Here is a 25,566-nt window from a genome sequence, read left to right as displayed (position 1 = left end):
TTTCATCAGGCCTTGCGCACGGCGATGTGATACAGGCCCCACGGACATTGGCCGAAACGCTCCGGCAAGGGGCGTGCGGCCATGTCGGGGAAGCTGTCGGCGTCATAGACGGCCCACAGCGGACCCAGCCCGCCCAGCGGGATGGGCTTGCCATCGAGGTGGGTGGCGATGATGAAGCGATACTTGGCGATATCGGCTGGCGAGACCAGGACTGCATAGCCATCCACGGCGCGCAGGGCGCAGTTCTCCAGGGCGGCGGGGGCCCCCACAGCGCGCAATACCTCCGAGAGCAGCGGGCCGCGCAGGCGGTGGCGGCGGCCGTCGTATTCCAGCGTGGGATGGATGTCCACCGAGGGCAAGGCCGCCAGGGCGGCGAAGTCGAAGGTATAGGCCTTGTCGAAACTGAGTTTCTGCTTGGCCATCATCTGGTCCAGCGCCGGATCGAGTGCGCCGCGATTGGCCTTGCCGATGTCGCCAGTGATGGTGAGCAGGACCGGGCCTGCGCTGGCGCCGACCTTCTTGTCAGCCGCCAGCGCCTGCACAGCGACGGGCGCGGCCAGCAGCGAGGCGCCCAGGCTGAGGAACTTGCGTTTTTGCATCGGATTGCCTCTCCTTCGGTATGGATGTGAGCTGCGTTGATGGCGGATTGTAGACGGATTTCCAGCGGTCAGGCGCATCGCACCACGGCCTGACATGCGATGCCATGCATCCCTGCAACTCTTTATGCAAGGCGACGAAAAACGTCCGCACGTAGAAAAACGCCGCTGATGTCAGCGGCGTTCAGCGGCGTTTTCAACGTAATGATCAGTCAAGCCATCAACGCGTAACCGGCTTGTAACGGATACGCTTGGGCTTGGCGGCTTCTTCGCCCAGGCGCTTCTTCTTGTCGGCTTCGTATTCCTGATAGTTGCCGTCGAAGAAGGTGACCTGCGAATCGCCTTCGAAGGCGATGATGTGGGTGGCGATACGGTCCAGGAACCAGCGATCGTGGGAGATCACCAGCACGGTGCCGGCGAATTCCAGCAGCGCATCTTCCAGGGCGCGCAGGGTTTCCACGTCGAGGTCGTTGGACGGTTCGTCCAGCAGCAGGACGTTGCCGCCCTGCAGCAGGGTCTTGGCCAGGTGCAGACGGCCGCGCTCACCACCGGAGAGGTTGCCGACGATCTTCTGCTGGTCGCCGCCCTTGAAGTTGAAGCGGCCCAGGTAGGCGCGCGAAGGCATTTCGAAACGGCCCACGGTCAGGATGTCGGCGCCGCCGGAGACGTCTTCGAAGACGGTCTTCTTGTTGCCCAGGTCTTCACGCGACTGGTCCACCAGCGACACCTTGACGGTGGGGCCCAGCACCAGTTCGCCACTGTCCGGGGTTTCGCGGCCGGCCAGCATGCGGAACAGGGTCGATTTACCGGCGCCGTTGGGGCCGATGATGCCGACGATGGCGCCCGCAGGAATCTTGAAGTTCAGGTCATCGATCAGCAGGCGGTCGCCATAGCCCTTGCTGACGTTCTTGAATTCGATGACTTCATTGCCCAGGCGCTCGGCCACGGGAATGAAGATTTCCTGGGTTTCGTTGCGCTTCTGGTATTCGTATTCGGACAGCTCGTTGAAGCGGGCCAGACGCGCCTTGCTCTTGGCCTGGCGGCCCTTGGGGTTCTGCCGCACCCACTCCAGTTCCTTGGCGATGGTCTTCTGGCGCGCCGATTCGCTGGCTTCTTCTTGCTTTAAGCGCGCTTCCTTCTGTTCCAGCCAGGAGCTGTAGTTGCCCTTCCAGGGGATGCCGTGGCCACGGTCCAGTTCCAGGATCCATTCGGCGGCGTTGTCGAGGAAGTAGCGATCGTGGGTGATGGCCACCACGGTGCCGGGGAAGCGTTGCAGGAACTGCTCCAGCCAGTCCACCGATTCGGCGTCCAGGTGGTTGGTCGGTTCGTCCAGCAGCAGCATGTCGGGCTTGGAGAGCAGCAGCTTGCACAGCGCCACGCGGCGCTTTTCGCCACCGGAGAGCACGCCGATCTTGGCATCCCAGGGTGGCAGGCGCAGTGCGTCGGCGGCCATTTCCAGCTGCTGGTTGAGGCTGTTGCCGTCAGCGGCGGCGATGATGGCTTCCAGGCGCGCCTGCTCGGTGGCGAGGGCGTCGAAGTCGGCGTCTTCCTCGGCATAGGCGGCATAGACCGCGTCCAGCTTGGCCTGGGCTTCGAAGACTTCGCCCAGGGCGCTTTCGACTTCCTGGCGCACGGTCTTGTCGGCGTCGAGCTGGGGTTCCTGCGGCAGGTAGCCGATGTTCAGGTTGGGCATCGGGATGGCTTCACCCTCGATTTCCTTGTCGATGCCGGCCATGATCTTGAGCAGGGTGGACTTGCCCGAGCCGTTCAAGCCGAGCACGCCGATCTTGGCGCCGGGGAAGAAGGACAGCGAGATGTCCTTGAGGATCTGCCGCTTCGGCGGCACGATCTTGCCGACGCGGTTCATGGTAAAGACGTATTGGGCCATGGTATGAGTTGCCAGTAAGAGGGAAACGATAGGGCAGCGTTCAGGCGCCGCCGGCGCTGGGCTCTGCCGAGCTTTGCGCGCGGCTGCGCAGGTAGCGCCACAAGCCTTCGGCGGAGTATACCGCGAGCGCCGCCCAGATCACGCAAAAGCCGATGGCGCGCGCGCCGGTGAAGGGCTCGCCGTAGATCAGCACGCCCCCCAGCAGCTGGATGGTGGGCGAAATGTATTGCATCAGGCCCAGCATCGACAAGGGGATGCGGCGCGCACCATGGGCAAAGAGCAGCAGCGGCACCGCCGTGATGGGGCCGGACAGGGCCAGCAGAATTTTGGCCGAGGTCGATGCGTGGGTGAAGGCATTGCTGTCACGCAAGGTATCCACGCCCAGGACGGCCAGCACCAGCGGCAGCATCAGCAAGGTTTCCAGCGACAGGCCTTCGAGTGCGCCCAGGTGTGCAGTCTTGCGCAGCAGGCCATAGAAGGCGAAGCTCACCGCGATCAGCAGCGAGATCCACGGCAGGCTGCCGTTGGCCAGGGTCAGCCAGATCACGGCGCCGAGTGCCAGGAAGACCGCCAGCCATTGCAGGGGACGCATGCGCTCCTTCAGGATCAGGTAGCCCATGAAGACGCTCATGAGCGGGCTCATGAAGTAGCCCAGGCTGGTATCGACGATGCGCCCGGCGTTGACGGCCCAGACATACAGGGTCCAGTTGCCGGTGAGCAGCAGCGCCGAGAGCAGGAAGCCGCCCACCACCATGGGCCGCTTGACGACCTCCCCGACCCAGCGCCATTGCCGCCGCCAGGCCAGCACGGCCACCAGGAACACGCAGGACCAGAACAGGCGGTGCACCACGATATCGAAGGAGGGGATCTCCTTCAACAGCTTGAAGTAGAGCGGGAACAGGCCCCACAGGATGGAGGCGGAGACGGCGTAGAGCATGGTCGGTCAGGCCATCGGCGTGGTCATTGCGGCGACACCGCCGGCGCATGCTTGGCCGCGAAGTGATACACCAGCAGGGCCGTGACCCCGCAGACTGCCATGACCGACACCAGCGGCAAGGCCGTGCCGTCATGCCACAGGCTCATGGCCACACCGGAGAGCACGCCCATGCCGAACTGCAGGCTGCCCATCAGGGCCGCGGCGGTGCCGGCCTGGCGGCCCTGGTGCTTCAGCGCGATGGCGGTAGCGTTGGGGCCGGTGAAGCCATAGGCGGTCAGGAAGCCGAAGAAACCTAACAAGAGCAGCGGCAGCGTTTCCAGCCCGGCCAGCACCAACAGCGCGACCGTCAGCGACAGACCAGCAGGCACCCACAGCACCTTGCCCAGCACGCGTTCGGCCGAACGCTTGACCACCAGGCGCGCATTAACCTGCGAGGCGGCGATGAGGCCGATGGCGTTGGAGGCGAAGACGAAACCGAAATACTGCGGCTTGACCCCATGCAACTCGATCACCACGAACGGGCCGCCGGCGATGTAGGCAAACATGCCGGCCTGCACCAGGCCGCCGCACAGCACATACGACATGAACTGGCGGTGCCGCAGCAAACCCCAGTACTGGCGCAGGGTGCGGCCCAGGTGCAGAGGTTCGGCGCGGGACACGTCCACGGTTTCGGTGAGGTACTTGCGCGTGCCCAGGATGCACAGCAGGCCGAACAGGGTCAGCACCACGAAGATGCCGCGCCAGCTGGCGAAGACCAGCATCAGGCCGCCGATGAAGGGCGCCAGGATGGGCGCCAGGCCGAACACCAGCATGAGCATCGAGAAGGCCTTGGCCGAGCCTTCTGCCCCCATGCGGTCGCGCACCATGGCGCGCGGGATCACCATGCCGGCGCTGCCGCCCAGGCCCTGGAACAGGCGCAGCACGATCAGCGTCTCGATGTTCTGGGCGAAGATGCACAGCAGCGAGCAGACGAAGTACAGCGCAATGCCGAAGAACAGCGGCGGCTTGCGGCCGAAGCGGTCCGACAACGGGCCGTAGAACATCTGCCCCACGGCCACGCCGATCAAGAACGTCGCCAGCGTCAGCTGGACCTGATTGGTCCCCACGCCCAGGTCCTGGGCGATGGCGGTGAAGCTGGGCAGGTACATGTCGATGGCCAGCGCGCCCATGGCGGTCAGGCCGGCCAATACGGCCAGCCATGCGGGAAATTTGCCCGTCGAGAGCGATGTGTCGTTGTTCTGCATGTGGAAATGATGAGGCAGCTGCCGGGGCAGCCTGATGGCGTGAGGCCGCCATTATAGATCGGTGCGCAATTTGCTTCAGGCAACCAGGTCAAAGTCCCAGCGTCAACGCCAGCAGCAAACCTGAGCCTGGACAAGGAAATGGCAGGCCATCTCTCCCCGGATTCGTGCACGACCGTACAAAAACTGGCACACTCGTTTCCACAGAGCTCACAGCCAGGCAACAGTGCAGCGAGCGGCGAGGAGGCGCACCGTATCACGATGACGCCAGGAAACACAGACAAAACTCATTGCCGCAGGGGGAATCGATGCATGGACGATCCACGCCATCCAGCAGCATTGCAGGATCAACAGATGAAGCAGGCGCGCTCGCCGCCTGCGCTGCGGATTCGGCTTATTCTGCGTGCTCGCGGCGCACATGGCTGCTAGCCAGCGCCGCCGCGACAGCCTCGCTGCTGCTGGGCTGCGAGCGTGCGGACAAAGAGGAAAGCGCAACAGATGAGCTGGCGTCGGCGCAGGAAACGCTGGTGCTCAACGCCCTGGTCTGGGCCCCGGACTGGGCCGAGGAAATGCAGCGGGTCTGCGATGGCTTCATGCGCGAGTATCCTGGGGTGCGCATCAACCTGCAATTCATGATCGGCAATTCGGTGGAGGAAAACCTCACGCCGCGCGCTACCACCGACAGCCTGCCCGACATCGTCTCGGTCAACGCCAGCCCCTACACCGCCCGCCTGGCGGACCAGGGCCTGCTGGCCGACCTGGGCCAGACGCGCAGCTGGAACAGCCTGCTGGACATCCTGCAACGCGAGTGGACGGCGCCGGGCGGATGCCGCTTCGGGCTGCCCTCAGGCGTGGCCACGACGCTGATCTATTACCACCCCGACCTGTTCGAACGCGCCGGCATCCAGGCGCTGCCGGACGACTTCGAGCAATTCCTGGCCACCGGCGCAGCCCTGCGCCGGGCCGGCATCACCCCGCTGGCGCTGTCGGGCGGCTTTCCCAACATGCTGGGCAACGGGCCCTTCAGTTACGGCTTTGCCAATCTGGTGGCCAGCAGCACGCCGGACTGGCGCCAGCACATCGCCAACGGCACGCTGGAACTGGACAATGCCCAGGGCTGGGCCGTGTTCAGCCGTCTGCGCACACTGATGACGCGGCAACTGGTGCAAGCCGATTGCCTGCGCGCCGGCTACGACGCCACCCTGCGCCAGTTCGCCGAGGGCCGCGCCGCCATGACCTTCCAGGGCAGTTGGGCGGCCGGCGTGCTGATGCACGGACGCGGCCAGCCGGTGGGGGTGTTCGTGCCGCCGTGGAATGACAAGGATCAACCGCGCCAGGCCGTCATCGGCAGCGAAACCGGCTTTGCCATCGCCCAGCGTAGCAGTGCGCGGCATCGTCAGGCGGCGGCGCGCTTCCTGGACTACCTGTTCGGCGCGGGCCTGCCGGTCTGGCAAGGCAAGCGCCAGAATATCCTGCCCTTCAAGACGCCCAACCCCACCGCCAAGGGCGATGCCGCCCTGTTCGCGCTGGCGGCCGGGATGGCGCGCGACGCCGCGGCCACTGGCGCGCCGGGACTGTATTACTCCTACCTGCCGGTCAATACCATCGACGTGCTGCATGCCCTGCTGCCGGCGGTGCTGTCGGGCAAGACCACGCCAGTGCAGGCGGCCCGCGCGCTGCAGGAGTCCATCAGCGCGCAAGCCCGCGTGGGCGGAAAATAGGACCGAGGCCACAGCATGCGCAAGCGACTGGACTTCCTCTCCCGCCATTTCCTGCGCCGCATTGCGATCGGCTATCGGCTCATCAGCGCCTTCATCCTGGTCTCGCTGTTGCCGCTGCTGATCTCGGGCCTGCTGGCCTATGGCGAAACCAGCCGCGCGACCCAGGACAAGGTGCGCGCCTACTCGGTGCAGGTGGTCCGGCAGATCTCGCAGAACCTGCTCTTGCGCATGGAAAAGATCGAGGACACCAGCGAAGCGCTGGCGCTGTCGGAGAAGATGCAGCGGCTGCTGGCCGACTACTACAGCGGCGACGCCGACGCCAGCGCAGCGGCCCGCAGCAGTGCGGCGCGTGTGCTGCTCGATACCTATGGCGCCTTGACTTACGTTAACCAGAAGTATTTGCTGGACCGTGACCGCCAGGTCATCGATCCGCAAATCTTTGCGCCGCTGGCCAGCAGCATCGGCCGGGTGGCCGAAGAGGCGCCCGAGCTGACCGGGCGCGGCTGGTGGACGCTCTACCACGCCGGCCATGGCCAGAAGAGCCTGGCCATGCTGCGCGAGGTGCGCTTCACCGCCAACAACCGGCCTGCCGGGGTGCTCTTCGTGGGCGTGCATCCGAGTTACTTCTTCGACATCTTCCGTGGCGCGGACCTGGGCTATGGCTCCAGCATTTCGATTGTCGACGCCAGCGATGGCGCGGTGGTGGTGCAGAGCCGGGAATCCTCCGCCAGCCAGGCGGATGCGGCGCTGCTGGGCGGCATCACCGAGAGCCTGGCGCAAGGCCGCGACAGCGACTTCATCGCCTATGTGGGTGCTGACAAGACCCATTACTACGCCGCCATCGCACGGCTGCCGCACACCTCCTGGTGGGTGGCCAGCATCACGCCCAGCGATCGCCTCAATGCCGATACGCGCTCGGTGCGGGACAAGATCATCGCCATCGGCCTGGTCTGCTTTGCGGTCTCGCTGCTGCTCTCGGCGCTGATCTCGCGCAGCATCAGCTTGCCGCTGCAACGGCTGGTGGCGGCGATGAAGGAGGCTGGCAGCGGCGACACCACGGTGCGGGTGGAACAGCACGGCAATGACGAGATCGCGGTGCTCTCCCGCAAGTTCAACGAGATGGCCGGCAAGCTGCAGCAGAACAGGGAAGTGCTGGAAGAGCAGGTGCGACTGCGCACCCGCGAACTGGAGCGCGCCAACCGCAAGCTCGAGGCGCTCTCGGCCACCGACGGGCTCACGGGCGTGGCCAACCGGCGTCGCTTCGACGAGGCGCTGGCCAATGAAATGCGGCGCGCGGTGCGCTCCGGCCAGTCATTGGCCTTGCTGATGCTGGACGTGGATTACTTCAAGAAATACAACGATCGCTACGGCCACCTGGCCGGCGACGAATGCCTGCGCATCGTGGCGCGGGTGCTGCAGAAGAGTTCGCGCCGCGCTACCGACCTGGTAGCGCGCTACGGCGGCGAAGAGTTCAGCGTCATCATCGCCGAATGCGATACCACCCAGGCGCTGCAGCAGGCCGAGAACATCTGCCAGGCCATCTTCGAACTGAAGCTGCCGCATGCCGATTCGCCCTTCGGCTACATCAGCGCCAGCATCGGCGTGGCCGTGCTGCTGCCCGATGAGCATACCGCGCCCGAACAGATGGTGCGCATCGCCGACCAGGCGCTGTATCACGCCAAGTACCAGGGCCGCAACCGCGTCGTGCTTGGCAGCGACGCTACCCGGGGCATCTAGACCGTCCTTCCTGACGCCACGCTGACAGCCCTGAACCAATGCCGGTGCGCTGCATCATACCGCTATGCCAACCCGTTCCTGACTGAGAAAGGTATAGCAAGATGAGCTCGAGCCGCCAAGAAAAACAACACTGGACCATTGAAGACATCGACTTCTCCCGCATCGACGTGACGCGGGTGCGACAGGATGAAGACCTGTTTTACCTGGTGGCCTGCGCCTCCTTCGTCGAGAGCGGTTCCGATCTTTACACCCACAACCTGGTCGAATACTACAAAGGCGACGCCGAGGTCGAGACCTGGCTGCGCGAGCAGTGGGAACAGGAAGAGCTGCAGCACGGCGCAGCCCTGCGCGCCTATGTCGAGCACGTCTGGCCGGAATTCGACTGGCAGCACGCCTATCAGGGCTTCCTGGACGAGTACTCGCAGTATTGCAAGGTCGAACTGCTCGAACCCACCCGCGCCCAGGAGCTGGCCGCGCGCTGCGTGGTCGAGACCGGTACCTCGGCCTATTACCGGGCGCTGGCGCGCGCCACCGACGAGCCGGTCCTCAAGCACCTGGCCGGGCTGATCGCCAATGACGAGGTCAACCACTACAAGCACTTCTACCATTACTTCCGCCGCTACCGCCGCGAGGAAAACATCGGCCGCTCGCGCGTCTTCGGCACCCTCAGCCGTCGTACCCTGGAGCTGAAGAACGAAGACGCCGATTGCGCCATCCGCCATGTGGCCATGGTCTACAAACCCGAACTGGCGGCCGATCCGGCGCGCATGAAGGAACTGTCCTCGCGCATGAGCCGCACGGTGCGCGTCAATCTCAAGCCCGAGACCACCATCAAGATGATCATGCGGCCGCTGGAGTTGCCCATCCGTCTGCAGCACATGATCGAATTCCCGCTGCGGCAATTCATGCAGCACGTGCTGCTGCGCTGACCCGTCCAAGTTGGCGCAGGCCGGGCGGATTTTTCGCCATGTGGATTGCTGACAATCGACGAAACCTCGCCAACACTCACCAACAGTCTCGCACTCTCCCGCAAAGCCGCTCCTGCAGCGGCTTTGCGGCACGCCCCAAGATCGGGCGGAGGCAAGCGCCAGCTTGGTGAATATTGCCATCCCGCCATTAAATTGTTGACGATTGCGCCCGCCTTTGGTGCGCAATCAGCGGTGACCGATAGTCACTGCGTCGCCGCTCCCCTCCCCTTCGCCCCGCTTTGATGCAGCGCCACGCCCATTTCCGGGGATTGGCACGCAACCTGCTAAAGCGACTGGGCAGTGAAAAAAATCTTCCAAAACTTTTCTCGAGGGAGCACCACATGTCACGTCGTACCGTACTGAAAGCCACCGCTCTGGGCGCATTCGCACTGGCCGCATCCTCCTGGCTGCCTTCGGCTTTCGCTGCCGACACCATCAAGGTCGGCATCCTGCATTCGCTGTCGGGCACCATGGCGATCTCTGAAACGTCCCTGAAGGACGTGGCCCTGATGACCATCGACGAAATCAACGCCGCCGGCGGCGTGATGGGCAAGAAGCTGGAACCGGTGGTGGTCGACCCCGCCTCGAACTGGCCGCTGTTCGCTGAAAAGGCGCGTCAGCTGATCTCGCAGGACAAGGTGTCGGTGGTCTTTGGCTGCTGGACTTCGGTGTCGCGCAAGTCGGTGCTGCCGGTCTTCAAGGAATTGAACAGCCTGCTGTTCTACCCGGTGCAGTACGAAGGTGAAGAACTGGAGAAGAACGTCTTCTACACTGGTGCGGCGCCCAACCAGCAAGCCATTCCCGCCGTGGAATACGTCATGTCCAAGGAAGGCGGCGGCGCCAAGCGCTTCGTGCTGCTGGGCACCGACTACGTCTATCCGCGCACCACCAACAAGATCCTGCGCGCCTTCCTGCACAGCAAGGGCGTGAAGGATTCCGACATCGACGAGGTCTACACCCCGTTCGGTCACTCCGATTACCAGACCATCGTGGCCAACATCAAGAAGTTCTCCGCAGGTGGCAAGACGGCCGTGATCTCGACCATCAACGGCGACTCCAACGTGCCCTTCTACAAGGAACTGGGCAACGCCGGCCTGAAGGCGACCGACGTGCCGGTGGTGGCGTTCTCGGTGGGTGAAGAAGAACTGCGCGGCGTGGACACCAAGCCGCTGGTGGGCCACCTGGCCGCCTGGAACTACTTCGAATCGGTGAAGAACCCGGTCAACGCCGCCTTCATCAAGAAGTGGAAGGAATACGCCAAGGCCAAGAACCTGCCCAACGCCGATACCGTCGTGACCAACGACCCGATGGAAGCCACCTACGTCGGCATCCACATGTGGGCGCAGGCCGTGGAAAAGGCCAAGTCCACCGACACCGACAAGGTGATCGCCGCCATGGGTGGTCAGACCTACAAGGCGCCGTCGGGCTACACGCTGGAAATGGACAAGACCAACCACCACCTGCACAAGCCTGTGATGATCGGCGAAATCAAGGCGGACGGTCAGTTCAACGTGGTCTACAAGACCAAGACCACCATCCGCGCGCAACCCTGGAGCCCGTACATCCCGGGCAACGAAGGCAAGCAGAAGAACTAAGCTTGCGGTTGTTGTTGTAGTTGATGGCGTTCTTCGGAGCGCCTTCGATACGCCGCTGGCGCGGCTACTCAGGACGAACGGTTCGTGGGTTGTGCAACAAAGACCCGTTCGGACTGAGTAGCCGCAGCGCGGCGTATCGAAGGCGCTCCGTCCGCCCCGATGCATCCCCCTCCACAAGAAAACCGCCCGACGACTCGCCCCGGCCACAGCATCGTGCCCGGCCCGCGCTTCGAGGCGCACACCGACCATGAAACCAGCCATCCAGTTCCTACGCGGGCTGCTCGCGACCTGGCTTTGCGTCCATGCCCTAGGGGCGTTCGCAGCCATCGATCCGGCCTTGCTCAAGCCCCTTGGCGGAGACGACCCCGACGCGCGCATCGACGCCGTCAACCAGATTGCGGCGCTGGCCAATGATGACGCGCTCAAGATTCTCAATGCACTCAACAGCGATGCGCTCTACGTCACCCCGGGCGGCGATGTACTCATCGTCGATGACGCCGGCCAGGCCTTCAACCCGGCCACCGACAAGACCGGCCCCGCACCTGATGACGCCGAAGGCATTACCGTCAACAACCGCCTGCGCGGTGCGGTCGATGGCGCACTCTCGGGCCTGAAGCTGCTCTCGCCGCAACGCGACCAGCGCCTGGCGGCCGCCAATGAATTGCTCAAGAACGCCGACCCGGCGCAGATCCCCTTGATCGTCAAGGCGCTGGCCAAGGAAAGCGATCCGCAGATCAAGGACGTGCTGCAGCAGGTGCAAGCCACCGCCAACCTGCATTCGCCCGACCCGGCGGCACGCCGCGCCGCCGTCAAGAAACTGGCCGATACCACCAATGCCTCGTTGAAGCCGGTGCTGGAAAACATGCTGGCCAAGAATCCCGATGGCTCCTACGTCGAACCCGATGAAGGCGTGCGCGTGGAAGCCGTGCGCACGCTGTCGGCGCTGGATCGGCACCTGGCCATCGTGGATTTTGCCGGCAAGCTGTTCTATGGCGTCTCGCTGGGCAGCGTGCTGCTGCTGGCCGCGCTCGGCCTGGCCATCACCTTCGGCCTCATGGGCATCATCAACATGGCCCATGGTGAACTGCTGATGATCGGCGCCTACACTACCTATGTGTGCCAGCTGGTCTTCCGCAAGTTCTTCCCCGGCGCCATCGATGCGTATCTCGTGGTGGCGCTGCCGGCGGCCTTCATCGTCGCCGCCGCCGTCGGTATCGCGCTGGAGCGCCTGGTGATCCGCTGGCTCTATGGCCGTCCGCTGGAAACCCTGCTCTGCACCTGGGGCATCAGCCTGATGCTGATGCAAGGTGTGCGCTCCATCTTCGGTGCGCAGAACGTCGAAGTGGCCAACCCGAGCTGGATGTCGGGTGGCGTGACCGTGCTGGGTTCGCTGGTGCTGTCCTATAACCGCATCGTGATCGTGTTCTTTGCGCTGTTCGTGGTGTTTGCGGTGTGGCTGATCCTGAACAAGACCCGCCTGGGCCTGTTCGTGCGCGCCGTCACGCAGAACCGCCGCATGGCCGACTGCGTGGGCGTGTCCACCGGCAAGATCGACATGATGACCTTCGGTCTCGGTTGCGGCATCGCCGGTCTCGGTGGCGTGGCGCTCTCGCAGCTGGGCAACGTCGGTCCCGACCTGGGACAGGGGTACATCGTCGACTCGTTCATGGTGGTGGTGCTGGGTGGCGTGGGCCAGCTGGCCGGGACCGTCATCGCAGCCTTCGGCCTGGGCGAAGTCAACAAATTCCTCGAACCGATGGCCGGCGCCGTGCTGGCCAAGATCGCCATCCTGGTCTTCATCATCGTATTCATCCAGAAGCGTCCGCAAGGCCTCTTCGCACTCAAGGGAAGGAGCGTGGAATGAGCACCATGATCATGCGCCCCTCGCTGTTCAATCGCCCGTCCTGGACCGGCATCGTCATCTGCACCATCGTGCTGGCGCTGCTGCCAGTCTGCAACCTGCTGTTCCCGGCCGATAGCGCACTGCACGTGTCCTCCTACACCGTAGCCCTGGTCGGCAAGTTCATGTGCTACGCCATGGCCGCGCTGGCGCTGGACCTGGTGTGGGGCTACACGGGCATCCTCTCGCTGGGGCATGGCGTTTTCTTCGCACTGGGCGGATACGCCCACGGCATGTACCTGATGCGCGCCATCGGCCGTGATGGCGTGTACCAGAGCGACCTGCCGGACTTCATGGTGTTCCTGAACTGGAAGGCCTATCCCTGGTACTGGTGGATGACCGACCACTTCTGGTTCTCCATGCTGCTGGTGGTGCTGGTGCCGGGTCTCTTGGCCTTCGTGTTCGGCTACTTCGCGTTCCGTTCGCGCATCAAGGGCGTGTATTTTTCCATCATCACGCAAGCGATGACCTTCGCCTTCATGCTGCTGTTCTTCCGCAACGATACCGGCTTCGGCGGCAACAACGGCTTCACCGACTTCAAGCGCATCCTCGGCTTCACCATTACCGCACCGACCACCAAGGCGGTGCTGTACCTGGTGACGCTGGCGCTGCTGTTCGCTGCCCTGGTCCTGTGCCGCATGATCGTCACCTCCAAGCTGGGCCGCGTGCTGCAGGGCGTGCGCGATTCCGAATCGCGCCTCATGTTCATCGGCTACAACCCGCTGTGGTTCAAGCTCTTCGTGTGGACGCTGTCGGCCGTGATCTGCGGCGTCGCCGGTGCCCTCTACGTGCCGCAGGTGGGCATCATCAATCCCTCCGAGATGTCGCCGGCCAACTCCATCGAGATGGTGATCTGGGCGGCCGTCGGTGGCCGTGGCACACTGATCGGGCCGATCATCGGCGCCTTCACGGTCAATGGCTTGAAGAGCTGGTTCACTGCGGCCTTCCCTGACCTGTGGCTGTATGCGCTGGGGCTGATCTTCATCCTGGTCACGCTGTTCCTGCCGCAGGGCATCCTGGGCCTGGTGCAGAAATTCAAGAAACGCGATGCCGTTGCCGCTGAAGGCAGCGCATCCAAGGAGGCAGCATGAGCGCAGTCGAACCCGGCAGAAACCCGGTAGGTATCGGCGGCCTGGGCGGCAACGTCGATACGCCCCGCGCCGACCATGGCACGTCCTACGAGCGCATCAAACCCGAGGGCGTCGATACCACCCACGGTGCCATCCTCTATCTGGAAAACATCACGGTGTCCTTCGATGGCTTCAAGGCCATCAACAACCTGAACCTGGATATCTCGGTCGGTGAACTGCGCTGCATCATCGGACCCAATGGCGCGGGCAAGACCACGATGATGGACGTCATCACCGGCAAGACCCGGCCTACCGCCGGCACCGCCTTCTTCGGCCAGACCATCGACCTGACCAAGATGACCGAATACGAGATCGCGCATGCCGGCATCGGCCGCAAGTTCCAGCGCCCGACCGTGTTCGAGCAGCACACCGTGTTCGAGAACCTGGAACTGGCGATGAAGATGGACAAGCGCGTCAAGACCACACTCTTTGCGCGCCTGTCCTCGGAGCAGATCGGCAAGATCGAGGAAATCCTCAAGCTGATCCGTTTGAACGGCCAGGAACATCGCATCGCCGGCCTGCTCTCGCACGGCCAGAAGCAATGGCTGGAAATCGGCATGCTGTTGATGCAGGAACCGCAATTGCTGTTGCTGGACGAACCGGTGGCAGGCATGTCCGACGCCGAGACCGCGCGCACCGCCGAGCTGTTGAACGAGCTGCGCGGCAAGCATTCCATCATGGTGGTGGAACACGACATGGGCTTCGTCGAAGAGATCGCCCAAGGTGGCAAGGTGACCGTGCTGCACGAAGGATCGGTGCTGGCCGAAGGCAACATGCGCCAGGTGCAATCCAACGAGCGCGTCATCGAAGTCTACCTGGGACGATAAGAGCGGAGACCATCATCCATGCTGCAAGTCAATGAACTGAACCAGTACTACGGCGCGGCGCATACGCTGCGCGGCGTCTCGCTCGATGTGCAGAAGGGCCGTGTCTTGTCCCTGCTGGGCCGCAATGGCGTGGGCAAGACCACGCTCCTGAAATGCCTGATGGGCGTGCTGCCGGTGGCCAAGGGCAACGTCAGCTTCGAAGGCCAGGACATCACCCGTCTCAAGCCGCACCAGCGCGCCAAGCTGGGCATCGCCTACGTGCCGCAGGGACGCGAGATTTTTGCGCGCCTGACGGTCGAGGAAAACATGCTCATGGGCATGGCTACGCTGTCGGGTCGCCGTGCGTCCACCATCAAGGGCGAGGTCTATGAACTCTTCCCGGTGTTGAAGGAAATGCTACATCGTCGCGGCGGCGATCTTTCCGGCGGTCAACAGCAGCAGTTGGCCATTGCCCGCGCACTGCTGGCCGAACCCAAGCTCATCATCCTGGATGAACCGACCGAGGGTATCCAGCCCTCCATCATCAAGGACATCGGCCGCGTCATCAGCCTGCTGCGCCAGCGCGGCGACATTGGCATCCTGCTGTGCGAGCAGTATTTCGACTTCGCCCGCGAACTGGCCGACACCTTCGTGGTGATGTCGCGCGGTGAAGTGGTCGCCGCCGGTACCCAGGACCAGATGGATGGCGAGGACGTCAAGAAGCATCTGGCGGTCTGAGGCCGTCGCACAGGAAGGCTGCGCGTTTGCAGCGGGTCTGCTATAAAGTCGCATGTCCGCGGCCAGGCAGTCCGCTTGCACACGCCGCCTTCCACGCAATGAAGAACCAGGTATGAAACGACTCCCCGGCCATCCGGAACCCGCCAGCATGCCGGCCCCCGCGACACCAGGCGCGCCCCTGCGGCATGCGCCGGACCAGGCACGCCTGGCGCTGGGCTTTGTCGACGACAAGGGTACGACGCGCCTCATGCGCCGCCAGCACTTCGGCCCCCTGCGCGTGCAGAAGCCGCTCTATCCCGAAGATCCCTCCATCTGCCACGCCATCATCGTCCACCCGCCGGGCGGCATCGTCGGTGGCGACCAGCTCTCCATCACCGCCGAGGTGGGCGAGCGCGCCCATGCGCTGCTGACCACGCCCGGTGCGGGCAAGTGGTATCGCGCCAATGGCCAGTCCTCGCGCCAGGCCGTCAAGCTCGACGCTGTAGCAGGGGCCACACTGGAATGGCTGCCGCAGGAAACCATCTTTTTCGATGGCGCCGACGTGCGCATGGAACATGAAGTGACCCTGGCCGCCGACGCGGCTTACCTGGGTGCGGAAATCCTCTGCTTCGGCCGCACCGCCTCAGGCGAAACCTTCAACACCGGTGCCGTCAGCCAGCGTACCAGCATCCGCCGTGGCGGCAAGCTGGTGTGGTTCGAGCAGGGCCGCCTGCAGGCCGAGGCGGGTGCCATGCAAGGCCCGCTGGCGCTGGACGGGCAGACCATCTGCGGCACCCTGATCGCCGTGGGCGATGGCATGGATGCGGCACTGCTCGGACGGCTGCGCGAGGCCATCGGCGCCCTGCAGCTGGAAGGACGCAGCGGCGCCACGCTGATGAAGCAGGTGCTGATCGCGCGCTACATGGGGCAATCCAGCCTGGTGGCGCGGCAGTGGCTGCATGCGGCCTGGCATGTGCTGCGCCCGGCGGTCACCGGCAAGCAAGCGGCCATTCCGCGCATCTGGAATACATGAACACGACGTAAAAAAGCTGCATCAGGAAAACTGAATCAAGCCTCGCCCTGCGTTATAGAACCTGAAGGCCGCCCAACGGCCAGGAGCCAACATGGAACTGACACCAAGAGAAAAAGACAAGCTGCTCATCTTCACCGCCGCCCTGCTGGCCGAGCGCCGCAAGGCCCGTGGCCTCAAGCTCAACTATCCGGAAGCGGTGGCGCTGATCACCGCCGCCATCATGGAAGGCGCGCGCGATGGCAAGACCGTGGCCGAGCTGATGTCCGAGGGCACCACCATCCTCACCCGCGACGATGTCATGGAAGGCGTGCCCGAGATGATCCCCGACATCCAGGTCGAAGCCACCTTCCCCGATGGCAGCAAGCTGGTCACCGTCCACCATCCGATTCCTTGAGGAGCGCGTCATGATTCCAGGCGAAATGCTGGTCGAACCCGGCGACATCGAACTCAACGTCGGCCGCCCCACCGTGACGGTGACGGTGGCCAACAGTGGCGACCGTCCCATCCAGGTCGGCTCCCACTTCCATTTCTACGAAACCAATCCGGCACTGCGCTTCGAACGTGAAGCGGCCTATGGCATGCGCTTGAACATCGCGGCCGGTACGGCGGTGCGCTTCGAGCCCGGTCAGGAACGCACGGTGGAACTGGTGGCGCTGGCAGGGGACCGCCGCGTCTACGGCTTCAATGCACTGGTGATGGGCAAGCTGAAGGCCCAGCATGGCAACCTCAAGAAGGGGCAAACCCAATGAGCAAGATTTCCCGTTCGGCCTATGCCGAGATGTTCGGCCCCACCGTCGGCGACCGCGTGCGCCTGGCCGATACCGCACTGTTCCTGGAAGTGGAGAAGGATTACACGGTCTATGGCGAGGAAGTGAAATTCGGCGGCGGCAAGGTGATCCGCGACGGCATGGGCCAGTCGCAGCGCCCCCATGCCGAGGTGATGGATACCGTCATCACCAATGCGCTCATCGTCGATCACTGGGGCATCGTCAAGGCCGACATCGGCATCAAGTCCGGCAAGATCGCCGGCATCGGCAAGGCCGGCAATCCCGACATCCAGCCTGGCGTGACCATGGCCATCGGTGGCGCCACCGAGATCATCGCTGGCGAAGGCATGATCGTCACCGCCGGCGGCATCGACAGCCACATCCACTTCATCTGTCCGCAGCAGATCGAGGAAGCGCTCATGAGCGGCGTCACCACCATGCTGGGCGGCGGCACCGGTCCTGCCGTGGGCACGGCGGCGACCACCTGCACGCCCGGTCCCTGGCACATTCATTCCATGCTGGCCGCAGCGGACGCCTTCCCGATGAACCTCGGTTTCCTCGGCAAGGGCAACGTCAGCCTGCCGCTGCCGCTGGAAGAGCAGATCCGCGCCGGCGCCATCGGCCTGAAGCTGCACGAGGATTGGGGCTCGACGCCTGCGGCCATCGACAACTGCCTGACGGTGGCCGACCGCATGGATATCCAGGTGGCCATCCACACCGATACGCTCAATGAGGGCGGCTTCCTGGAGCAAACGCTGGCGGCCTTCAAGGATCGCACCATCCACACCTTCCACACCGAAGGCGCGGGCGGCGGCCATGCTCCGGACATCATCGCCGCCGTGGGCCAGGGCAACGTGCTGCCGTCGTCCACCAACCCGACGCGTCCCTTCACGGTCAATACCCTGGACGAACACCTGGACATGCTGATGGTCTGCCATCACCTGGACCCGGCCATCGCCGAAGACATCGCCTTTGCCGAGTCGCGCATCCGCCGCGAGACCATTGCCGCCGAAGACATCCTGCATGACATCGGCGCGATCTCGATGATGTCTTCCGACTCGCAGGCCATGGGCCGCGTGGGCGAAGTCATCCTGCGTACCTGGCAGACCGCGCACAAGATGAAGGTGCAGCGCGGTTCGCTCAAGGAAGATAGCTCGCGCAACGACAACTTCCGCATCAAGCGCTACATCGCCAAGTACACCATCAACCCGGCCATCACCCACGGCATCTCGCACGTGGTGGGCTCGCTGGAAGTGGGCAAGATCGCCGACATCGTGCTGTGGAAGCCGGCCTTCTTCGGGGCCAAGCCCTCGATGATCCTGAAGAGCGGCATGATCGCGGCAGCCCAGATGGGTGACCCCAATGCCTCCATCCCGACCCCGCAGCCGGTCCATTACCGGATGATGTTCGGCGCCTATGGCGGTGGCCTGAAGACCTCGATGACCTTCGTCTCGCAGGCGGCCTTCGATGCCGGCATCGGTGAACAGCTCAAACTGAACAAGCCGGTGGTGGCCGTGAAGAACATGCGCAACCTGCGCAAGCGCGACATGATCCACAACGGTGCCACGCCGAAGATGGAAGTCGATTCCGAGACCTATGAAGTGCGTGCCGATGGCGAGCTGCTGGTGTGCGAACCGGCGGTCTCGCTGCCGCTGGCACAACGTTATTTCCTGTTCTGATTTTCTTTAGATTTTTTCATGCTCACTCTCAATACCAAGATAGCCCAGGCCGAGCAGATCGACGGCGAACTGGAACTGCCCTATGACCAGCGCGAGAAGAGCCGCCTGCGTGCCACCCTGCGTTCGGGGGAAGACGTGGCGGTGTTCACCGTGCGCGGTACGGTGCTGCGCGATGGCGACCTGCTGCGCGGCGATGATGGCCGCGTGGTCAGGATCATCGCCAAGGCCGAAGCGACCTATCGCGTCGATGCGGCTGATGCGCACCTGCTGCTGCGTTGCGCCTTCCACCTCGGCAATCGTCACACTCAGGCGCATGTGGGCCACGAGGGTAGCGTCGGTTTCCTGCGCATCCGCAAGGATCCGGTGTTGAAGGAAATGCTGGAAGGGCTGGGTGCGCGCGTCTCCGAAGAACTGGCGGCCTTCGAGCCGGAAGCGGGGGCCTATGGCGGCGGCCATCACCATCATGGCGATGACCATCACCACAATCCGTTGGCGCCGATTCCGCTGCGCCAGAAAATCCATCGTCCCGGCGACAAGAAGGAAGAGGGCTGACCCCATGCAAGCCAGCGCCTTGCTGCATCTGCTGCAACTGAGCAGCCCGTCCTTGCCGATAGGTGCGTACAGCTATTCGCAAGGGCTGGAGGCGGCCATCGAGTGTGGGCGCGTCTGCAGCGAAGCCACCGCGCGCGCCTGGATCGGCCATGCGCTGCATGAAGTGGTAGCGCGTTTCGAGGCCCCTATCTTTGCGCGGCTGGTGGCAGCCTTCGAGGCCCGTGATGCAGAAAAGGTCACGTTGTGGACCGAGCGCTTCATCGCGGCCCGCGACACGTCCGAGTTTCGCGCCGAAACCATTCAGATGGGCTATTCGCTGGGCAAACTGGCGACCGACCTGAAGCTGGGCGACGAGGCCTTGCTGGCCATCCTGCAGGCGCAGCCGGAACTGCCACTGCCCACTTCGCTGGCGTTTGCCACGGTGGCCCTGCAGGTGCCGCGCGAGGCGGCGGTGCTGGGCATGCTGTTCGCCTGGGCCGAGAACCAAGTGCTGGCCTGCGTGAAGACCGTGCCGCTGGGCCAGGTGGCGGGGCAGCGCATCCTGCTGTCGCTGCAGCCTGAACTGGAAAAGGCCGCGGCCACCGCGCTGACGCTGGAGGATGACGAGCTGTGCAACTGGGCACCGGGTCTGTCGCTGCTGTCGATGCAGCATGAGGTGCAGTACAGCCGCATCTATCGTTCTTAATTGCTGAATTATTGAAATCGTTTATATCGTTTTTGTTCCAACACGACCAAGAGATCAAGAGACCAACCATGAGCAACTCCACTTCCAATCCGCTGCGCGTGGGCATCGGCGGCCCGGTCGGTTCCGGCAAGACGGCGCTGTGCGAAATGCTGTGCAAGCGCATGCGCGACCATTACGACATGGCCGTCATCACCAATGACATCTACACCAAGGAAGACATGGAAATCCTGCTGCGCGCCGATGCGCTGCCGGCAGAACGCCTGATGGGTGTGGAGACCGGCGGCTGCCCGCACACCGCCATCCGCGAGGATGCCTCCATCAACCTGGAAGCGATTGCCCGCATGAGCGCCGATTTCCCGGACCTGGACCTGATCCTGGTGGAGTCCGGCGGCGACAACCTGGCCGCCACCTTCAGCCCGGAACTGTCAGACCTGACCATCTACGTGATCGACGTGGCCGGCGGCGAGAAGATCCCGCGCAAGGGCGGCCCCGGCATCACCCGTTCTGACCTGCTCATCATCAACAAGACCGACCTGGCTCCCTATGTGGGCGCAAATCTGGATATCATGGCGGCCGATGCCAAGCGCATGCGCGGCGAACGCCCCTTCGTGTTCACCAACCTGCGCAGTGGCGACGGGGTGGAAAAGGTCATCGAATACATCCGCAAGCAGGGCTTGCTGGACGAGAAGCCGAAGAACTGAACCTGAACCCCGTCACTTCCCCGATCAAGAATCTGCCGTATCAGCCCAAGGAGAAAACATGTTGACCCTCTCGACCAAGACCCGCGCCCGCCTGGGCGTTCTGGCCGTCACCGCACTGGCGGCCGGCACTGCCCTGGCACACCCCGGCCATCCGGGTTCCACCATGGATGCCTCGGCCAGCATGGCGGCCGGCTTCGCCCACCCGTTCTCGGGCATCGACCACCTGCTGGCCATGCTGGCCGTGGGCCTGTGGGCGGCACAGAACAAGCAGCGCGCCCTGTGGGTGCTGCCGCTGGCCTTCCCGCTGATGATGGTGGCAGGTGCATTGCTGGCCTTCGCCGGCCTGCAGGTGCCAGCGGTGGAGACCGGTATCGCCGCCTCGGTGGCCGTGCTGGGCTTGCTGATCGCCTTCGCCGTGCGTCTGCCGCTGTGGGGCAGCACGCTGGTGGTGTCGGTCTTCGCGATGTTCCATGGCTACGCACACGGCGCTGAACTGCCGCACGGCAGCTCGGCCGCCCTGTACGGTGCCGGCTTCATCGCCGCCACCGCACTGCTGCACGCCGCCGGCCTGGGCATTGGACTCATCGCCGGTCAGCAGATGGCCGACCGCGTGGTGCGCATTGGCGGTGTAGGCATTGCCGCCGTGGGGGCTTACCTGCTGGCGGCTTGAGCCATTTTCCTGCTTTGACCTGCTTTGCCCATCTTATCCCGTTGCTCGTAACCTGACTGCTGACCGCTGCGCGCGGTCAGCCAGGTATGCAACTCGGCGGCATTAAGTCCGCCAAGCGCCCTTCTCCCCACCTTTCCCAGGTTCTTCATTCCTTTCAGCAGCGCGTGCATGCGGCTGCCGTAGGCATGTACATGAGTTCGCAGCAATACGGATAGTTGCCACTGGTGATGGGAAATTGATCGTCGGTCTGCGGCACGAAAGGTGTGGAAAACTTAGTTTTTCGATCGACCTGATACTGTATCGCACGTATTTCGATGATTGATACGGACTCTCGTGCATAAGTTTTCTGCGAAGTGCTGCTTTTCGAATTAGCCTGTGGGTAAGATAGCTAGAAGCCCCACGGGACGGGTGACTTGGGTAGGTTAGCCCGCTTGCGTTGACGGCGCTCTTCGGGCGAAAACTGTTAGAAAACCCGAGTTTTTAGATTTTCCAGACGTGTTTGGGCTTGTTCCAAGCGCTTCAGCACTGTTAGAGAATGATTTAGCTATTGGCTTGAGAGCAGGGCAGTGAAGAGCAAAAGAGCCTGTGAATAGATCATCTGTCGCAAGCCTCGCATGGGAAAATGATCCGGGCAAGCTGATGTTGATCCGATGGCCTGTGCACAATTCAATATTGCTCTCTGGGGCCAACTTTACTGCTCTTTAGTATGAAGAGGTATATCCCCCTGACTGTCATCGGCCTGGCGGTGACTACTCAAAGAGAAGATAAAGGGGATAACTTGATTTATGTGAGGAATGCCAGCGTCGCTGATGGACGATAAAAGAGGGTAGCGAGGATATTGAAGCCGATGGCAAGGCCTCGAAGCAGGAGGATCTAGAACCGGATCGCCCAAAGCAAAAACCCTCGCTACTTTCGTAACGAGGGTTCTTGGGAGTAACAAGCCTGACGATGACCTACTTTCACACTGGTTGCAGCACTATCATCGGCGCGAAGTCGTTTCACGGTCCTGTTCGGGATGGGAAGGGGTGGTACCAACTTGCTATAGTCATCAGGCATAACTTGTAAAGTCAGTTGCTCTCGATCGAGCAGCAACTAACCCAAACTGGAAGAAGTATTTAATAGATTCTTGGGGTGTGATGCACTAGGGCAAACACAATATATGCTCAACTTGTCTATAACAGAGCTAATGTTATAGGAACAAGCCGCACGGGCAATTAGTATCAGTTAGCTTAACGCATTACTGCGCTTCCACACCTGACCTATCAACGTCCTGGTCTCGAACGACCCTTTAGGGGAATCTAGTTCCCGGGAAGTCTCATCTCAAGGCGAGTTTCCCGCTTAGATGCTTTCAGCGGTTATCTCTTCCGAACTTAGCTACTCGGCAATGCCACTGGCGTGACAACCGATACACCAGAGGTTCGTCCACTCCGGTCCTCTCGTACTAGGAGCAGCCCCCTTCAAACTTCCAACGCCCACGGCAGATAGGGACCAAACTGTCTCACGACGTTTTAAACCCAGCTCACGTACCACTTTAAATGGCGAACAGCCATACCCTTGGGACCGGCTACAGCCCCAGGATGTGATGAGCCGACATCGAGGTGCCAAACTCCCCCGTCGATATGAACTCTTGGGAGGAATCAGCCTGTTATCCCCAGAGTACCTTTTATCCGTTGAGCGATGGCCCTTCCATACAGAACCACCGGATCACTATGTCCTACTTTCGTACCTGCTCGACTTGTCAGTCTCGCAGTTAAGCACGCTTATGCCATTGCACTATTAGCACGATGTCCGACCGTACCTAGCGTACCTTCGAACTCCTCCGTTACACTTTGGGAGGAGACCGCCCCAGTCAAACTGCCTACCATGCACTGTCCCCGATCCGGATAACGGACCAAGGTTAGAACCTCAAACAAACCAGGGTGGTATTTCAAGGTTGGCTCCACAGAGACTAGCGTCCCTGCTTCAAAGCCTCCCACCTATCCTACACAGATTGGTTCAAAGTCCAATGCAAAGCTACAGTAAAGGTTCATGGGGTCTTTCCGTCTAGCCGCGGGTAGATTGCATCATCACAAACATTTCAACTTCGCTGAGTCTCGGGAGGAGACAGTGTGGCCATCGTTACGCCATTCGTGCAGGTCGGAACTTACCCGACAAGGAATTTCGCTACCTTAGGACCGTTATAGTTACGGCCGCCGTTTACTGGGACTTCAATCAAGAGCTTGCACCCCATCATTTAATCTTCCAGCACCGGGCAGGCGTCACACCCTATACGTCCACTTTCGTGTTTGCAGAGTGCTGTGTTTTTATTAAACAGTCGCAGCCACCATTTTATTGCAACCCTTTTGTCCTTCTGGCGCAGGCCAGTCAAACTACTTGGGCGTACCTTATCCCGAAGTTACGGTACCAATTTGCCGAGTTCCTTCTCCCGAGTTCTCTCAAGCGCCTTAGAATACTCATCTCGCCCACCTGTGTCGGTTTGCGGTACGGTCTCGTTAGACTGAAGCTTAGAGGCTTTTCTTGGAACCACTTCCGATTGCTTCGCGAACAAGTTCGCTCGTCTCACACCCTTGAATTACGCTGCCGGATTTGCCTAACAGCCTTCTTCGATGCAAAAACCGACTATTCCAACAGTCGGACAACCTTCCGCGATCCGTCCCCCCATCGCATCTAACGACGGTGCAGGAATATTAACCTGCTTCCCATCAGCTACGCATCTCTGCCTCGCCTTAGGGGCCGACTCACCCTGCTCCGATGAACGTTGAACAGGAAACCTTGGGCTTACGGCGTGCGGGCTTTTCACCCGCATTATCGCTACTCATGTCAGCATTCGCACTTCTGATACCTCCAGCATCCTTTACAAGACACCTTCACAGGCTTACAGAACGCTCTCCTACCATATCCTTACGGATATCCGCAGCTTCGGTGACTGGCTTAGCCCCGTTACATCTTCCGCGCAGGACGACTCGATCAGTGAGCTATTACGCTTTCTTTAAAGGATGGCTGCTTCTAAGCCAACCTCCTGACTGTTTTAGCCTTCCCACTTCGTTTTCCACTTAGCCAATCTTTGGGACCTTAGCTGGCGGTCTGGGTTGTTTCCCTCTTGACGTCGGACGTTAGCACCCGGCGTCTGTCTCCCAAGCTCGCACTCATCGGTATTCGGAGTTTGCAATGGTTTGGTAAGTCGCGATGACCCCCTAGCCATAACAGTGCTCTACCCCCGATGGTGATACTTGAGGCACTACCTAAATAGTTTTCGGAGAGAACCAGCTATTTCCAAGTTTGTTTAGCCTTTCACCCCTATCCACAGCTCATCCCCTAATTTTTCAACATTAGTGGGTTCGGTCCTCCAGTGCGTGTTACCGCACCTTCAACCTGGCCATGGATAGATCACTTGGTTTCGGGTCTACACCCAGCGACTGAACGCCCTATTCGGACTCGATTTCTCTACGCCTTCCCTATTCGGTTAAGCTTGCCACTGAATGTAAGTCGCTGACCCATTATACAAAAGGTACGCAGTCACCCCTTACAGGGCTCCTACTGTTTGTATGCACACGGTTTCAGGATCTATTTCACTCCCCTTCCGGGGTTCTTTTCGCCTTTCCCTCACGGTACTGGTTCACTATCGGTCGATTACGAGTATTTAGCCTTGGAGGATGGTCCCCCCATGTTCAGACAGGATTTCACGTGTCCCGCCCTACTTGTCGCAAGCCTAGTTCCACACCATCGATTTCGCATACGGGGCTATCACCCTCTATGGCCGGACTTTCCATTCCGTTTTGCTATCGTTGATGCTAAATCTTGCAGGCTGATCCCATTTCGCTCGCCACTACTTTGGGAATCTCGGTTGATTTCTTTTCCTGTAGCTACTTAGATGTTTCAGTTCGCCACGTTCGCTTCGTTACCCTATGTATTCAGATAACGATGACCTTACGGCCGGGTTTCCCCATTCGGAAATCTGCGGATCAAAGCTCGTTTGCCAGCTCCCCGCAGCTTATCGCAAGCTACTACGTCCTTCATCGCCTGTAATCGCCAAGGCATCCACCATGTGCACTTATTCGCTTGTTCCTATAACGTTAGCCTCTTTTGCAAGAGCGTTATAAAGAAGCGTTGAGTTTTAGCGTTTGCCGTATTCCAAAGTAAGTCTTCTAATTGCTAAGATCACTTCGTAATACTTTGATTGATACAATCACACCCATTTTTACTTTCGCAAGAACCGAAGTCCTGGCGATCGTTTAAATGAATC

Annotated in this window: 21 protein-coding genes and 2 rRNA genes; 16 read left to right on the top strand and 7 right to left on the bottom strand. The window is 61.7% G+C overall.

Features of this window, described 5'->3' with window-relative positions; translation table 11 throughout:
• Positions 1–5: 5 nt before the first annotated feature.
• The 4 genes from BGK68_RS06005 to BGK68_RS05990 form a co-directional block, all read right to left on the bottom strand.
• Positions 6–599: a molybdopterin-dependent oxidoreductase gene (locus BGK68_RS06005; RefSeq protein ID WP_075256317.1), complete on the bottom strand. Its 594-nt coding sequence runs from the start codon at positions 597–599 to the stop codon at positions 6–8.
• Between the two features lie 217 nt (positions 600–816).
• Positions 817–2,484: an energy-dependent translational throttle protein EttA gene (gene ettA / locus BGK68_RS06000; protein ID WP_075256316.1), complete on the bottom strand. Its 1,668-nt coding sequence runs from the start codon at positions 2,482–2,484 to the stop codon at positions 817–819.
• Positions 2,485–2,524: 40 nt separating this feature from the next.
• On the bottom strand, positions 2,525–3,421 hold the full coding sequence (gene rarD, locus BGK68_RS05995; RefSeq protein WP_075256315.1) for an EamA family transporter RarD: 897 nt from the start codon (positions 3,419–3,421) through the stop codon (positions 2,525–2,527).
• 23 nt (positions 3,422–3,444) lie between these two features.
• Positions 3,445–4,665, bottom strand: coding sequence for a Bcr/CflA family multidrug efflux MFS transporter (locus tag BGK68_RS05990; RefSeq protein WP_069375350.1), 1,221 nt, complete (start codon positions 4,663–4,665; stop codon positions 3,445–3,447).
• A 524-nt stretch (positions 4,666–5,189) separates the two neighbouring features.
• Between BGK68_RS05990 and BGK68_RS05985 the strand changes: the two genes are divergently transcribed.
• The 16 genes from BGK68_RS05985 to BGK68_RS05910 all read left to right on the top strand — a co-directional run bounded on the left by BGK68_RS05985 (position 5,190) and on the right by BGK68_RS05910 (position 21,323).
• The gene (locus tag BGK68_RS05985; RefSeq protein WP_233149244.1) at positions 5,190–6,383 is read left to right on the top strand and encodes an ABC transporter substrate-binding protein; all 1,194 of its coding nucleotides are present in this window, start codon (positions 5,190–5,192) and stop codon (positions 6,381–6,383) included.
• Between the two features lie 15 nt (positions 6,384–6,398).
• Positions 6,399–8,120: a sensor domain-containing diguanylate cyclase gene (locus BGK68_RS05980; RefSeq protein ID WP_075256314.1), complete on the top strand. Its 1,722-nt coding sequence runs from the start codon at positions 6,399–6,401 to the stop codon at positions 8,118–8,120.
• Between the two features lie 101 nt (positions 8,121–8,221).
• Positions 8,222–9,049, top strand: a complete 828-nt coding sequence (locus BGK68_RS05975) for a ferritin-like domain-containing protein (RefSeq protein WP_075256313.1) — start codon at positions 8,222–8,224, stop codon at positions 9,047–9,049.
• A 380-nt stretch (positions 9,050–9,429) separates the two neighbouring features.
• On the top strand, positions 9,430–10,683 hold the full coding sequence (gene urtA, locus BGK68_RS05970) for an urea ABC transporter substrate-binding protein (protein ID WP_075256312.1): 1,254 nt from the start codon (positions 9,430–9,432) through the stop codon (positions 10,681–10,683).
• Positions 10,684–10,930: 247 nt separating this feature from the next.
• On the top strand, positions 10,931–12,547 hold the full coding sequence (gene urtB, locus BGK68_RS05965; protein ID WP_075256311.1) for an urea ABC transporter permease subunit UrtB: 1,617 nt from the start codon (positions 10,931–10,933) through the stop codon (positions 12,545–12,547).
• Entirely contained in the window at positions 12,544–13,674 is a 1,131-nt protein-coding gene (gene urtC, locus BGK68_RS05960; RefSeq protein ID WP_075256310.1) for an urea ABC transporter permease subunit UrtC, read from the top strand. Before urtB ends, urtC begins: the two co-directional genes overlap by 4 nt.
• Complete coding sequence (gene urtD / locus BGK68_RS05955) at positions 13,671–14,540, top strand: urea ABC transporter ATP-binding protein UrtD (RefSeq protein ID WP_075256309.1); 870 nt, start codon at positions 13,671–13,673, stop codon at positions 14,538–14,540. The genes urtC and urtD overlap by 4 nt, the downstream gene beginning before the upstream one ends.
• A gap of 18 nt (positions 14,541–14,558) precedes the next feature.
• Positions 14,559–15,257 carry an urea ABC transporter ATP-binding subunit UrtE gene (gene urtE / locus BGK68_RS05950; protein ID WP_075256308.1) on the top strand — a complete coding sequence of 233 codons (699 nt, stop codon included), beginning with the start codon at positions 14,559–14,561 and terminating at the stop codon, positions 15,255–15,257.
• Between the two features lie 112 nt (positions 15,258–15,369).
• Positions 15,370–16,269 carry an urease accessory protein UreD gene (locus BGK68_RS05945; RefSeq protein WP_407645630.1) on the top strand — a complete coding sequence of 300 codons (900 nt, stop codon included), beginning with the start codon at positions 15,370–15,372 and terminating at the stop codon, positions 16,267–16,269.
• 91 nt (positions 16,270–16,360) lie between these two features.
• A complete protein-coding gene (locus BGK68_RS05940; protein WP_008333723.1) occupies positions 16,361–16,663 on the top strand; it encodes an urease subunit gamma in 303 nt (100 codons plus the stop codon).
• Positions 16,664–16,673: 10 nt separating this feature from the next.
• Positions 16,674–17,018, top strand: coding sequence for an urease subunit beta (locus BGK68_RS05935; RefSeq protein WP_075256306.1), 345 nt, complete (start codon positions 16,674–16,676; stop codon positions 17,016–17,018).
• Positions 17,015–18,715 (top strand): urease subunit alpha, encoded by a 1,701-nt coding sequence (ureC, locus tag BGK68_RS05930; protein ID WP_075256305.1) that lies wholly within the window; start codon positions 17,015–17,017, stop codon positions 18,713–18,715. Before BGK68_RS05935 ends, ureC begins: the two co-directional genes overlap by 4 nt.
• A gap of 18 nt (positions 18,716–18,733) precedes the next feature.
• Positions 18,734–19,267, top strand: a complete 534-nt coding sequence (gene ureE / locus BGK68_RS05925; protein WP_075256304.1) for an urease accessory protein UreE — start codon at positions 18,734–18,736, stop codon at positions 19,265–19,267.
• A gap of 4 nt (positions 19,268–19,271) precedes the next feature.
• Positions 19,272–19,952, top strand: a complete 681-nt coding sequence (locus tag BGK68_RS05920; RefSeq protein ID WP_075256303.1) for an urease accessory protein UreF — start codon at positions 19,272–19,274, stop codon at positions 19,950–19,952.
• 68 nt (positions 19,953–20,020) lie between these two features.
• Complete coding sequence (ureG, locus tag BGK68_RS05915; RefSeq protein WP_013236640.1) at positions 20,021–20,653, top strand: urease accessory protein UreG; 633 nt, start codon at positions 20,021–20,023, stop codon at positions 20,651–20,653.
• A 58-nt stretch (positions 20,654–20,711) separates the two neighbouring features.
• Positions 20,712–21,323, top strand: coding sequence for a HupE/UreJ family protein (locus BGK68_RS05910; protein ID WP_075256302.1), 612 nt, complete (start codon positions 20,712–20,714; stop codon positions 21,321–21,323).
• On the opposite strand, the gene BGK68_RS27335 is transcribed toward BGK68_RS05910, so the two are convergent.
• The 3 genes from BGK68_RS27335 to BGK68_RS05900 form a co-directional block, all read right to left on the bottom strand.
• Positions 21,305–21,493, bottom strand: a complete 189-nt coding sequence (locus BGK68_RS27335; protein ID WP_143432959.1) for a hypothetical protein — start codon at positions 21,491–21,493, stop codon at positions 21,305–21,307. The genes BGK68_RS05910 and BGK68_RS27335 overlap by 19 nt on opposite strands.
• A 770-nt stretch (positions 21,494–22,263) precedes the next feature.
• Positions 22,264–22,376 (bottom strand): 5S ribosomal RNA (gene rrf / locus BGK68_RS05905).
• 140 nt (positions 22,377–22,516) lie between these two features.
• Positions 22,517–25,388: ribosomal RNA gene (locus BGK68_RS05900) — 23S ribosomal RNA — on the bottom strand.
• Between the last annotated feature and the right edge of the window lie 178 nt (positions 25,389–25,566).

Source organism: Herbaspirillum camelliae, assembly GCF_001929405.1.
Lineage (GTDB): Bacteria > Pseudomonadota > Gammaproteobacteria > Burkholderiales > Burkholderiaceae_D > Herbaspirillum > Herbaspirillum seropedicae.
This window is presented reverse-complemented; position numbering and strand designations above follow the sequence as displayed.

What these genes read in the sequence shown, in the direction of transcription:
- urtD (WP_075256309.1), top strand. Translation starts at nt 13,671, where the DNA reads ATGAGCGCAGTCGAACCCGGCAGAAACCCGGTAGGTATCGGCGGCCTG.
- BGK68_RS05935 (WP_075256306.1), top strand. Translation starts at nt 16,674, where the DNA reads ATGATTCCAGGCGAAATGCTGGTCGAACCCGGCGACATCGAACTCAAC.
- ureC (WP_075256305.1), top strand. Translation starts at nt 17,015, where the DNA reads ATGAGCAAGATTTCCCGTTCGGCCTATGCCGAGATGTTCGGCCCCACC.
- urtE (WP_075256308.1), top strand. Translation starts at nt 14,559, where the DNA reads ATGCTGCAAGTCAATGAACTGAACCAGTACTACGGCGCGGCGCATACG.
- rarD (WP_075256315.1), bottom strand. Translation starts at nt 3,421, where the DNA reads ATGCTCTACGCCGTCTCCGCCTCCATCCTGTGGGGCCTGTTCCCGCTC.
- BGK68_RS27335 (WP_143432959.1), bottom strand. Translation starts at nt 21,493, where the DNA reads ATGCACGCGCTGCTGAAAGGAATGAAGAACCTGGGAAAGGTGGGGAGA.
- BGK68_RS05975 (WP_075256313.1), top strand. Translation starts at nt 8,222, where the DNA reads ATGAGCTCGAGCCGCCAAGAAAAACAACACTGGACCATTGAAGACATC.
- BGK68_RS05940 (WP_008333723.1), top strand. Translation starts at nt 16,361, where the DNA reads ATGGAACTGACACCAAGAGAAAAAGACAAGCTGCTCATCTTCACCGCC.
- ettA (WP_075256316.1), bottom strand. Translation starts at nt 2,484, where the DNA reads ATGGCCCAATACGTCTTTACCATGAACCGCGTCGGCAAGATCGTGCCG.
- BGK68_RS06005 (WP_075256317.1), bottom strand. Translation starts at nt 599, where the DNA reads ATGCAAAAACGCAAGTTCCTCAGCCTGGGCGCCTCGCTGCTGGCCGCG.
- BGK68_RS05945 (WP_407645630.1), top strand. Translation starts at nt 15,370, where the DNA reads ATGAAACGACTCCCCGGCCATCCGGAACCCGCCAGCATGCCGGCCCCC.
- urtA (WP_075256312.1), top strand. Translation starts at nt 9,430, where the DNA reads ATGTCACGTCGTACCGTACTGAAAGCCACCGCTCTGGGCGCATTCGCA.
- ureG (WP_013236640.1), top strand. Translation starts at nt 20,021, where the DNA reads ATGAGCAACTCCACTTCCAATCCGCTGCGCGTGGGCATCGGCGGCCCG.
- ureE (WP_075256304.1), top strand. Translation starts at nt 18,734, where the DNA reads ATGCTCACTCTCAATACCAAGATAGCCCAGGCCGAGCAGATCGACGGC.
- urtC (WP_075256310.1), top strand. Translation starts at nt 12,544, where the DNA reads ATGAGCACCATGATCATGCGCCCCTCGCTGTTCAATCGCCCGTCCTGG.
- BGK68_RS05990 (WP_069375350.1), bottom strand. Translation starts at nt 4,665, where the DNA reads ATGCAGAACAACGACACATCGCTCTCGACGGGCAAATTTCCCGCATGG.
- BGK68_RS05920 (WP_075256303.1), top strand. Translation starts at nt 19,272, where the DNA reads ATGCAAGCCAGCGCCTTGCTGCATCTGCTGCAACTGAGCAGCCCGTCC.
- BGK68_RS05980 (WP_075256314.1), top strand. Translation starts at nt 6,399, where the DNA reads ATGCGCAAGCGACTGGACTTCCTCTCCCGCCATTTCCTGCGCCGCATT.
- BGK68_RS05910 (WP_075256302.1), top strand. Translation starts at nt 20,712, where the DNA reads ATGTTGACCCTCTCGACCAAGACCCGCGCCCGCCTGGGCGTTCTGGCC.
- urtB (WP_075256311.1), top strand. Translation starts at nt 10,931, where the DNA reads ATGAAACCAGCCATCCAGTTCCTACGCGGGCTGCTCGCGACCTGGCTT.